Here is a 10,530-nt window from a genome sequence, read left to right on the forward strand (position 1 = left end):
ATATAAGGAGGCTGCGGAAGCATCATGGCGAAACCGACTGTCGATCGACCCTGGACCGTGGGTGTCCTGTTCTCCCAGACCGGGGTCACCGCCATTATCGAGCAGTCACAGCTCAACGGTGCGCTGCTGGCGATCGACGAGATCAATGAGGCGGGAGGCATCGAGGGGCGCCCCATCGAGCCGGTGATCCTGGACCCGCGCTCGGATCCGCAGCGCTACCGCGAGCTCGCCGAGGAGCTGCTGGCGGGAGAGGACATCAACGTCCTGTTCGGGTGCTACATGTCGTCGTCGCGCAAGGAGGTGCTGCCGGTGGTGGAGCGGCAGAACGCCTTCCTTTTCTACCCGACGCTGTATGAAGGCTTCGAGTACTCGCCCAATGTCATCTACGGCGGTGCCGCGCCGAACCAGAACAGCCTGCCGCTGGCGAGCTATCTCATGGAGAACTACGGCGGACGGTTCTATTTCGTCGGCTCGGACTACATCTATCCGCGGGAGTCGAACCGCGTGATGCGCAATATCGTCCGCCAGGGCGGGGGGGAGGTGGTCGCCGAGGAGTATGTCGACCTCCAGGCCGGCCCCAAGGACTTCCAGTGGATTCTCGAGGACATCGAGCGGCGCGCGCCCGATGTCATCTTCTCCACGGTGGTGGGCACCGGCACCGTGAATTTCTACCGCGCGTACCACGAGAGCGGGGGCGACGGTCGCGTCCGCCCGATCGCGAGCCTCACCACGAACGAGGCCGAGGTCGCCGCCATGGGGGCCGCCGCCGCGGCCGGCCACATCACCGCGGCCCCCTATTTCCGGAGGCTCGACACCGAGGCCAACGCGTCCTTCCTGCGGCGCTACCACGCCCGCTTCGGCGAGACCGATACCGTAACCAGCTGCTGCGAGGCCGCGTACTTCCAGGTCCACCTGTTCGCCAACGCCCTGCGTCTCACCGGGACGACCAGCGCGGACCCGCTGCGCCGCGTCCTGCGCGGCGCCGAGTTCGAGGCGCCGCAGGGGCGGGTGAAGATCGACCCCGACAACAACCATACCTACCTGCAGTCCCGCATTGCGCGGGTCGACGAGGAGGGGGAATATGTCGTCGAGCGCGAGGCCACCCGTCCGATCAAGCCTGACCCCTATCTCGCCGTCCCGGCCCTGAACGACTGGGCGAACGTGCCGATCCGGAAGGAATGATGGACAACGAGGACATCATACAAAAGCTGCGTGGGCTCAACGTCCTCGTCCTGCACCCCCGGGACGGGGATGCCGAGGAGCTCATGCAGCAGCTCAACCGGATCGGCTGCCGGACCCAGGCGGTCTGGCCGCCGCCGCGGGTGGCCACCGAGAAGGTCGATATCGCCTTCGTCGAGGTGCGCGAGAAGCCCTCGCAGGTCATCGGCGATTTCCTCGGCCTGACCAGTGAGCGGCCCACCCTCATCGGGCTGGCCGGCTACGAGAGCCCCTCCGTGCTGCAGAACCTCATCGACCTGCAGGTGGACGGCGTTCTGCCGAAGCCGGTGCGCCCCTACGGCGTGCTCAGCAGCATCGTCATCGCCCGGCGCGTCTGGCAGGAGGGGCGGGCGAACCAGAAGCTGATCGCTAAACTCAAGAGCAAGGTCGAGAACAGCCAGAAGCTCAACGAGGCAAAGATGGTCCTCATGCGCCTGCACGGCATCGACGAGGATCGCGCCTACCGCGCGATCCGCCAGCAGGCCATGGCGCTGCGCAAGACGGTCACGGAAGTGGCGCAGTCCATCATCGAATCCAACGCCCTGCTGCACAACGTCGTCATGGACAGCCAGTCCGACGGCGATGATTCCCGGAGCGCGGATTCGGGATGATGCAGCAGGAGCGCCCTCAGGCCCGGGAGGAGTGTCGCCATGAGTGTCAAACGCCCGAATCGTGATCATCTGCAGGCCATTTCCGACTACTACGGCTTCGATCTGGCGCCGGACGAGCTGGCGGAGTTCGAATCGGCGGTGGCCGCCTCCATGGCGGTCTACGATCGCCTGGACGAGCTCGCCGATGCGTACCTGCCGGTGAAGTACCCGCGGGCGGAGACGGGCTATCGGCCCGTGGGCGAGGACAACCCGGTGAACGGCTGGGCCTGGAAGTGCTCGGTCCCCGGCGCCGAGGACGGCCCGCTCGCCGGCCGCACCGTCGCGCTCAAGGACAACATCGCCCTGGCGGGCATCCCCATGCTGAACGGCTCGCCGGTCATGGAGGGCTATGTGCCGCGGGAGGACGCCACGGTCACCACGCGGCTCCTGGATGCCGGCGCGCACATCATCGGCAAGACGGCGGTGCCGGCGTTCTGCTTCGACGGCGGCGGCTGCACCGGCTATCCCGAGCCCCAGCCGGTGAACCCGCACGATCCGCAGCGCCTGCCCGGCGCGTCGTCCAGCGGCAGCGGTGCCGTGGTGGCCAACGGCGAGGTGGACATGGCCCTGGGCGGCGACCAGGGCGGCTCCATCCGGCTGCCGGCGTCCTGGAGCGGCTGCTACGGCATCAAGGGCACCCACGGGCTCGTGCCCTACACGGGCATCTTCCCCATCGAGATGACGCTGGACCATGTCGGCCCCATGGCGCGGACCGCCGCCGACTGCGCGCGCATGCTGGAGGTCATCGCCGGTGCCGACGGGCTGGATCCGCGCCAGTACGACGTGCACACGGCCCGGTATACCGAGGCGCTGAGCGACAGCCTGTCGGGCGTGCGGATCGGCGTTCTCCGGGAAGGCTTCGGCATCCCGGATGCCAGCGAGCCGGACGTCGACGCCGCGGTCCGCGAGGCGGTCAGCGTGCTGGAGAAGGCCGGGGCGAGCGTGTCCGAGGTTTCGGTACCCATGCACGCCGACGGCCTCGCCATCTGGAGCGCCATCGCCTTCGAGGGCGCCACCGAGCTCATGGTCCGCGGTGATGCCTTCGGCACGAACTGGCGGGGCCACTACAGCACCGAGCTCATGGACTTCTACGGCCGCGCCCGGCGGGCCCGCGGCCACGACTTCAGCGACACCGTGAAGGTGACCGTGCTCGCCGGGCACTACATGGCGGAGCACTACAACCGGCACTACTACGGCAAGGCCCAGAACATCGGCCGTCGGCTGCGCGGTGCCTACGACCAGGCGCTGCAGCAGTGCGACCTGCTGGTCATGCCGACCACGGCCATGAAGGCGATGTCCCGGCCTGCGGACAAGAGCCTCGGCAGCACCCTGGCGGGAGCGCTCGGCAACCTGCACAACACGGCGCCCTTCGATGTCACCGGGCACCCGGCGATGAGCGTGCCGGTGGGGCTGTCGGAGGGCCTGCCGGTGGGCATGCAGCTGGTCGGCAGGCGCTGGGACGAGGCGACAGTGCTCAGGGCCGCCCACGCCTACCAGGTGGCGAACGGCAGCTGATCCCGACCCGGAATGCTCCGTCCGCCGCCCGGCGTCGCATGATGCTGCGCCGGTATCGCGCCCTCGTCGGCTCGTGCACAGCGACCGCGCGTCGGCCTTTCAGAGACGGGCCTTGCCTCCCAGCCGTCGGACGAGGCCCGCCCGGACGGGCTCGGCGCCGACGCCGGCAAGGAGCCCCCAAAACGGGTCTGCGGCAATCGTGACCGCGGCCGTCACGGCGATCACGGGCCAGCACGAGGGCTTGCTGTCGAACAGGCGCCGCGTGAGCATCAGCTCGCCGGCCGTGACCAGAAGCAGCGCGCCCAGCCCGGCCGCCGGCACGGCGGTGAGCAGGGCCGTGCCGGCACCGTAGGGGGCCAGCGCCAGCGCCAGCAGGATCAGCCCGATCAGCAGAGGGGCTGTGCCGGTGCGGGCGCCGAAGCGGTAGTGCGCCGCGACGCCGCCGGCCCCGTGGCACATGGGAAGAGCCCCCAGGGGGGCGAGCAGAAGATTCGCGAGACCGCTGGTGACCGAGAGCCGTGCCGGCGTGACGTGGTCGGCGCGGTCCCCGTAATACTCTCCCGCCAGCAGGGCGGTTAGCAGCACGGCATTCGTCAGCGTCAGCGCCAGCTGCGGCAGCACGAGGGTCGAGAAGGCTTCCCGAAGCGCGCCCACCGATGGCCACGATGCAATGGCCACCAGGCCCGCCGACGTCTCTACGCCCGCCAGTGTCCCGGAATGCCCGAGCATGTGGGCCAGTGCGGTGGCTACGGCCAGCCCGATGAGCACGGCCGGGTAACGTTCGCTGAACAGGCACGCCGCCAGGGCCAGGAGCGTGGCCGACGCGATGAGCGGGGCGGACGCCATCAGGTCGATGCTCATCAGCGCGAGAGCCATACCCAGCCCCAGCTGAAGCCCGGTCAGCACCGACTGCGGGATCGCACGTCCGAGCCGGGCGATCCATCCCGTGCATCCCAGGACCAGCAGCGCCAGGCCGACCATGACGCCGCCGGCGGCGATCTGCTCGGGCGCCATGCCCGTGGTCAGCAGCACCGCGACCATCGCCTTCATCGGCTGGACGGGCATGGGCAGGCGGTAGTAGAGCGCCGTGGCGATGTAGAACAGGGCGAAGCCCAGGAGCACCGGAGTCGGTGCCAGGCCGGAGACGGAAATCGCGCCCAGCGTGAGCGGCACGAGGGTTCCCGTGTCCCCCAGGGCCCCGTTGCATTCCCGGAGCCCGAGACGGAAACGTGCGCCTTTGCGATGCGTGCTCATGCCGGGCCGGTCTCCGCGCTGCTGTCGCAGAACCTCGCCGAGAGGTTATTGATTCAAGGTGCCGGGTCGGCTTGCGCCGGCCAGTAACCGGTTCACGCGTTGTACTTGACGATGCCCAGCTGGCCGACGTCGTAGCCGCCCATGGCCTCGGCCCGGGCGTGCAGCCGCTCGCTGCGTGCGAACGTGAACAGCCGCTGCAGCGGTGGCTCGAAGAACACGCGGCGGCGCATGGCCAGGTCGAACTCCTCCCGGTGCATGGGAATGAAGTCCAGGCCGTGGCGGCGCGCCGCGGCCTCCACGGCCAGCCCCACGTCGGCTTCGCCCTCGCGAATGGCGAGTGCCAGGTCGTCCTCGCTGAGCGATGCATACGGGGTGAACCGCAGCGCCCCGAGATCGATACCGCTGGCGCTCAGAAGCGAGCGGAACAGGGCGTCGGCGCCGGCCTCGCGCTGGCGATGGGCCACCCGCACCCGGTCCGATACCAGGTCTTCGAGCCGCTCCAGGCCCAGCGGATTGCCCGGGCGGACCAGCAGGCCCTGGCGGCGGCGTGCCCAGTGAATGACGACCAGATCCCGCATGCCGGACAGCCCCAGCTGCCGCGGGTCGTTGTAGCTGCCGGTGTCGTGGTCGATAACGTGCAGCCCGGCCACCATGGCCTCGTCGCGGAGCAGCCGGTGCACGCCGTCGCCGCTGCCGTTGCACAGGAACGCCAGATCCGAGCCCGCCTCGCGGATGGCCCAGTCCAGAAGCGGATCCTGGCTGCCCGCGAGCACCGGCGGAAGCTTCTGCTGCGGGGCCTGATCCCCCTCCAGATGATTCATGACCCACAGGTCGATACTGTCGCGGGGGAAGAGGAGCTTGCCCGTCACCTTGGTGGAGGGGATCAGCCCCTGGCGCACGAGGTCGTAGACCTTGCGCTCCTTCATGCGCAGGTAAGCGGCGACCTCGGCCGTGGTCAGGTAACGATGCGGCCATGTGGTGTCATTTTCTGTCATGAGCATGCACTGATTTCATCAATAAGTGCGTTATCGGTAGTTCATGCACAGAATGCCACATACTGAGTCGCTGGGCATCGCTGGGGTAAATAAAACATGGACAATGCCTTCCAGACAGCCCTGCGCCTGATTCTGGAAATGGATCCCGAGCTCCTCGGAATCGTGACGCTGTCGCTGCGCGTTTCCCTGACGGCGGTGGTGGTCGCCAGCATCATCGCCCTGCCGGTGGGCGCGGCCATCGCGTTGTGGCAGTTCCCCGGGCGCGGCGTCGTGGTCACGATCCTCAACGCGCTCATGGGCCTGCCTCCCGTCGTGGCGGGGCTGATGGTCTACATGACCCTGTCGCGCGCCGGGCCTCTGGGCGAGCTGGGGCTGCTGTTCACGCCCACGGCCATGGTCATCGCCCAGGTGATCCTGATCCTGCCCATCGTGGCGGCGCTGTCGCGCCAGATCGTCGAGGAGCTGTGGGGCGAGTACCGGGAGCAGCTCCAGTCCCTGGGCGTGTCGCGCCTGCGCGCCATCCCGACGCTGCTCTGGGATGCGCGCTTCAGCCTGGTCACGGTCGTGCTGGCGGGGTTCGGGCGGGCCAGCGCCGAGGTGGGCGCAGTGCTCATCGTCGGCGGCAACATCCAGGGCTTTACCCGGGTGATGACCACGGCCATCGCGCTGGAGACCAACAAGGGCAATCTGCCCCTGGCCCTGGGCCTCGGCATCATTCTGCTGCTCCTGGTGGCCACGGTGAACGGCGTGGCCTATGTGGTCGGTGAGGCGGCGCGGAGGCGGCTGGGATGAACCGCATGGAGACGCCGGATATCGACACCACGTCCCTGCTGCCCCTGGAGCTTGCGGGGGTGAGCTTCCGCCACCGGGGGCAGACCCTGCTGGAGCGCCTGGACCTGCGTCTGGAGCGCAACGGCAAGACGCTGCTCATGGGTCCCAACGGCGCCGGCAAGAGCCTGCTCATGCGCATCTGCCACGGGCTGCTGCGTCCGTCCACCGGGACGGTGCGCTGGACGGGCAAGGGGGCCTCGGGCGATGCCATCCGGCGGCGCCAGGCCATGGTGTTCCAGCGGCCGGTCATGCTGCGCCGCTCGGCACTGGCCAATGTCCGCTATGCCCTGGCGGTGCAGGGCGTGCCGCGGGGTGAGCGCCGCAGCCGGGCGGACGAGGCCATCGAGCGCTTCGGTCTGGAGTCCATCGCCCACCGGCCGGCACGGGTGCTGTCCGGGGGCGAGCAGCAGCGCCTGGCGCTGGCCCGCGCCTGGGCGTTGCGCCCGGAGATCCTGTTCATGGACGAGCCGACCTCCGCCCTGGACCCGGCGGCCATGAATGCCGTGGAGGAAGCCGTGCAGACCTTCCATGCCCAGGGAACACGCATCGTCATGAGCAGCCACGACCTGGGCCAGGCCCGGCGTCTGGCGGACGAGGTGATCTTCCTGGTCAACGGCCGCCTGATGGAGCGCGCGCCGGTGACCGCGTTCTTCGAGCAACCACGAAGCCGTGAAGCGGCCGCGTTCATCCGGGGCGATCTGGTCTGGTAACGCGGTCCGGCGGCTTCCTTCGCAGTGACGACCTTGGAGGAGAGAACCATGAAACACCTGTTCAGGAATCTCGTCGCAGTGGTCGCCGTTCTGGGGGCGGTCACGGCCGCCCAGGCGGACGACCGCTACATTACCCTGGCCTCGACCACGTCCACGGAGGCCTCGGGGCTGTTCGAGCACATCATCCCGGAGTTCCGCGAGGAGACGGGCATCGACGTGCGCGTGGTGGCCGTGGGCACGGGCCAGGCCTTCGAGATCGGCCGCCGCGGCGATGCCGATATCGTGCTGGTGCATGACACCACCGGCGAGAAGGAGTTCGTCGACAACGGCTACGCCACCGAGCGGGCCGACGTCATGTACAACGACTTCGTCATCATCGGGCCCGAGGACGACCCGGCCAACATCAGCGAGGCGGACAGTGCCGCCGACGCCTTCGCCCGCATCGCCGAGGCCGAGGCGCCGTTCACCTCCCGCGGCGACGACAGCGGCACCCACCGCGCTGAGCTGCGCATGTGGGAGAGCGCCGGTGTCGAGGATCCGTCCGGACGCTGGTACCGCGAGCTGGGCAGCGGCATGGGCGAGACGCTCAACACCGCGGCCGGCATGAACGCCTACGTCATGGCGGATCGCGCCACCTGGGTGGCCTTCGACAACCGCCAGGACCTCACCATCCTCTACGAGGGCGACGAGGCGCTGTTCAACCAGTACGGCAGCCTGCTGCTGAATCCGGAGCGCCACCCGGACCTCAAGCACGATCTCGCCGAGCAGTGGCACGAGTGGCTGCTCTCCGAGGACGGCCAGGAGGCCATCGCCAGCTACCGGCTGCGCGGCCAGCAGCTGTTCTTCCCCAACGCGGAATAACCACGACATCCGGCAGCCGCGACCGGGGTGACGGACCACCCCGGTATCGGGCCGATGAAGCATAACGAATCGGAGGAGTCCGTCATGCGAACCACAACAACCGCTCTGATGGTGGCAGCGGGCCTGCTTGCGGCATCCACCGCTCATGCCCAGGAAGTGGAAGTCTATGGCCAGGCCCATCTCGCGTTCAGCTACCTGGATGACGGCGCCGACTACAGCGCGGCCAACCTGTCCAGCAACGGAAGCCGGATCGGCTTCAGGGTTGGTCATGACTTCACCCCCGCAGTGCGGGGCATGGTCCAGATCGAGGGTCAGGTGAACTTCGACAACAACGGGGCGGAGCGATTCACGTCCCGCAACAGCTTCGCCGGCCTTCAGGGCGACTGGGGTCTGCTGCGTGCCGGCCGTTTCGATACGCCCAACAAGATTCTCCGCACCCGTACGGACCTTTTCGGGAACCAGGTAGGCGATTCCCGGAATGTCATTCGCGGCAACTATGATGGCAATCAGGGCTTCGACGAGCGCTTCCGCAAGGGCGTCGCCTATCGGACACCGACGGTGAGCGGCTTCTTCGCCGATGCCCACTACAGCGTGGAGACCGCCGAGGACACCAACTCGGTGGACGGCAACGAGAACGACGCCTGGAGCGCGTCGATCACCTACCGGCAGGGCCCGGTCTATGCGGCCGTTTCCCACGAGCAGTGGAACTACTCCGACGCCATGGCCGGAGGCAGTCGCGTCTACCCCCAGGAACGGGACGTTACTCGAGCAGCGGCCTACGTCGACATCGCATCGTTCCGGATCACCGGGCTCGCGCAGACTGCGTCGGATCCGGATGACAACGCCTACGGCGGCGGCGTGCGCTATACCGTCGTGCCCGATGTCCACCTCAAGGCCCAGTACTACCTGCTGGACGCCGACGACAGCGACTATGATGCCGACCTGGTGGCCGTGGGCGTGGACTATCAGTACGCGGACAATCTCGGCTTCTACGCCAACTACTCGCAGATCGACAACGAGGCCGCCCAGAACCGGCAGCCCTGGGTGCAGGCGAGCACGCTGGATCGCACCTCGGCGGTTGGCGAGACGGCGAGCGCCTTTGCCGTGGGGACGGTCTACAAGTTCTAGCAGATCACCCGTGTGTGGGAGGACAGCGGACGTCGCTCACGGCCGAGCAACGAAAACCGGAACAAGGGGGCGGCTTGGCGCCCCTGGGAGGCTGGCATGAAGCAGTTCGCGCTTGTTCTTCTTGGAGTAGCGATGACCTGGGGAAGCACGGTACAGGCGGGTGAGCCCGTGGAGCTCTACGCGGCGGGCAGCCTGCGCGCCGCGCTGAGCGACGTGGCGGAGGCGTTCAGCGAGCGTCACGGCGTGGACGTGAACACGACCTTCTCGCCGTCGGGCCTGCTGCGCCAGCGCATCGAGGAGGGCGAGCGCCCGCACGTGTTCGCCTCCGCCAACATGGCCCATCCGCGGACGCTGGCGGAACGCGGCACGGGCGGGCCGGTGGTCATGTTCGCGCGCAACCGGCTGTGCGGGCTCGCGCAGCCGGAGCTGGAGGTGTCGACCGACTCGTTCCTGGATGTGCTGCTGGATGACGACGTCCGCGTGGGTACCTCCACCCCCAACGCCGACCCCAGCGGCGACTATGCCTGGCAGCTGTTCGAGAAGGCCGAGCAGGTGCGCCCGGGCAGCTTCGAGACCCTGAACGCGAAGGCCCGCAAGCTCACCGGCGGCCCGGACTCGCCGAAGCCCCCGGAAGGGCGCAACAACTACGCCTGGGTGATGACGGAAGACCGGGCCGACATCTTCCTCACCTACTGCACCAACGCCGTACTGGCGCAGCAGGACACGGAATCCCTGGAGATCGTCCAGGTGCCGGCCAGCCTCTCGGTGGGCGCGGACTATGGGCTCACCGTGCTGGCCCCGGACAATCCGGACGCCACGCGCCTGGCCCTGTTCATCCTCTCGGACGCCGGCCAGGCGATCCTCCACGAGTATGGATTCGACACCCCGACGCGGGTGGCATCGGACGAATGAGGTGAGCCATGCAGATCAGCGCCCGCAACAACTGGCCCGCCATCGTGGATGACGTGGACAAGGGACCCGTGTCCACCGAGGTCCGGATGCGGCTCGAAACCGGCGACGCGGCCGTCGCCTCCATTACCACCGCCTCGGCCAATGCCCTGGGCCTCACCCAGGGCGCCCGCGTGCGGGCGGTGGTGAAGGCGTCCAGCGTGCTGGTTCTCGCCGGCGACGGTTCCGGCGTGAGCACCAGTGCGCGCAACCGGCTCGCCGGCCAGATCACGGACGTGGAGCACGGCGCCGTGCACTCCGTCATCGGCCTGCGCACGGCGAGCGGGACCGAGGTCACCGCCAGCATTACCCGGGCATCGGCCGAGCGCCTGGGGCTGGCGGCCGGCGTCTCGGCCGCGGCCCTGATCAAGGCCAGCGATGTCCTGGTGATGACCGAATAGCCGCCCCTGCGGCGGTCGA

At 68.5% G+C, this 10,530-nt stretch carries 11 protein-coding genes; 9 read left to right on the forward strand and 2 right to left on the reverse strand.

Features of this window, described 5'->3' with window-relative positions:
- The first annotated feature begins 24 nt into the window (after nucleotides 1-24).
- From QWY84_RS18065 to QWY84_RS18075, 3 genes are read left to right on the forward strand one after another with little or no spacing between them, the layout of a single operon-like run.
- Nucleotides 25-1,182, forward strand: a complete 1,158-nt coding sequence (locus tag QWY84_RS18065) for a transporter substrate-binding domain-containing protein (RefSeq protein ID WP_290204325.1) — start codon at nucleotides 25-27, stop codon at nucleotides 1,180-1,182.
- The gene (locus QWY84_RS18070; RefSeq protein WP_290204326.1) at nucleotides 1,182-1,829 is read left to right on the forward strand and encodes an ANTAR domain-containing response regulator; all 648 of its coding nucleotides are present in this window, start codon (nucleotides 1,182-1,184) and stop codon (nucleotides 1,827-1,829) included. The genes QWY84_RS18065 and QWY84_RS18070 overlap by 1 nt, the downstream gene beginning before the upstream one ends.
- A gap of 39 nt (nucleotides 1,830-1,868) precedes the next feature.
- Complete coding sequence (locus QWY84_RS18075; protein WP_290204327.1) at nucleotides 1,869-3,383, forward strand: amidase; 1,515 nt, start codon at nucleotides 1,869-1,871, stop codon at nucleotides 3,381-3,383.
- 99 nt (nucleotides 3,384-3,482) lie between these two features.
- Here the strand turns inward: QWY84_RS18075 and QWY84_RS18080 are convergent, their stop codons facing one another.
- Together QWY84_RS18080 and QWY84_RS18085 are read right to left on the reverse strand one after the other, a co-directional pair.
- Nucleotides 3,483-4,637: a putative sulfate/molybdate transporter gene (locus QWY84_RS18080; protein ID WP_290204328.1), complete on the reverse strand. Its 1,155-nt coding sequence runs from the start codon at nucleotides 4,635-4,637 to the stop codon at nucleotides 3,483-3,485.
- Nucleotides 4,638-4,729: 92 nt separating this feature from the next.
- On the reverse strand, nucleotides 4,730-5,638 hold the full coding sequence (locus QWY84_RS18085; RefSeq protein ID WP_290204329.1) for a substrate-binding domain-containing protein: 909 nt from the start codon (nucleotides 5,636-5,638) through the stop codon (nucleotides 4,730-4,732).
- 90 nt (nucleotides 5,639-5,728) lie between these two features.
- Here QWY84_RS18085 and QWY84_RS18090 point away from each other — a divergent pair, with 90 nt between their 5' ends.
- The 6 genes from QWY84_RS18090 to QWY84_RS18115 all read left to right on the forward strand — a co-directional run bounded on the left by QWY84_RS18090 (nucleotide 5,729) and on the right by QWY84_RS18115 (nucleotide 10,511).
- The gene (locus QWY84_RS18090) at nucleotides 5,729-6,424 is read left to right on the forward strand and encodes an ABC transporter permease (protein ID WP_290204330.1); all 696 of its coding nucleotides are present in this window, start codon (nucleotides 5,729-5,731) and stop codon (nucleotides 6,422-6,424) included.
- A complete protein-coding gene (locus QWY84_RS18095) occupies nucleotides 6,421-7,173 on the forward strand; it encodes an ATP-binding cassette domain-containing protein (protein WP_290204331.1) in 753 nt (250 codons plus the stop codon). Before QWY84_RS18090 ends, QWY84_RS18095 begins: the two co-directional genes overlap by 4 nt.
- A gap of 48 nt (nucleotides 7,174-7,221) precedes the next feature.
- On the forward strand, nucleotides 7,222-8,034 hold the full coding sequence (locus tag QWY84_RS18100; RefSeq protein ID WP_290204332.1) for an ABC transporter substrate-binding protein: 813 nt from the start codon (nucleotides 7,222-7,224) through the stop codon (nucleotides 8,032-8,034).
- 84 nt (nucleotides 8,035-8,118) lie between these two features.
- On the forward strand, nucleotides 8,119-9,162 hold the full coding sequence (locus tag QWY84_RS18105; RefSeq protein ID WP_290204333.1) for a porin: 1,044 nt from the start codon (nucleotides 8,119-8,121) through the stop codon (nucleotides 9,160-9,162).
- A gap of 96 nt (nucleotides 9,163-9,258) precedes the next feature.
- Complete coding sequence (locus tag QWY84_RS18110; RefSeq protein WP_290204335.1) at nucleotides 9,259-10,074, forward strand: molybdate ABC transporter substrate-binding protein; 816 nt, start codon at nucleotides 9,259-9,261, stop codon at nucleotides 10,072-10,074.
- Between the two features lie 8 nt (nucleotides 10,075-10,082).
- Nucleotides 10,083-10,511 (forward strand): TOBE domain-containing protein, encoded by a 429-nt coding sequence (locus tag QWY84_RS18115; protein WP_290204337.1) that lies wholly within the window; start codon nucleotides 10,083-10,085, stop codon nucleotides 10,509-10,511.
- Nucleotides 10,512-10,530: the final 19 nt, after the last annotated feature.

The sequence above is a fragment of the Aquisalimonas lutea genome (genome assembly GCF_030409225.1).
In the GTDB taxonomy this organism is placed as follows: Bacteria; Pseudomonadota; Gammaproteobacteria; order Nitrococcales; family Aquisalimonadaceae; genus Aquisalimonas; species Aquisalimonas lutea.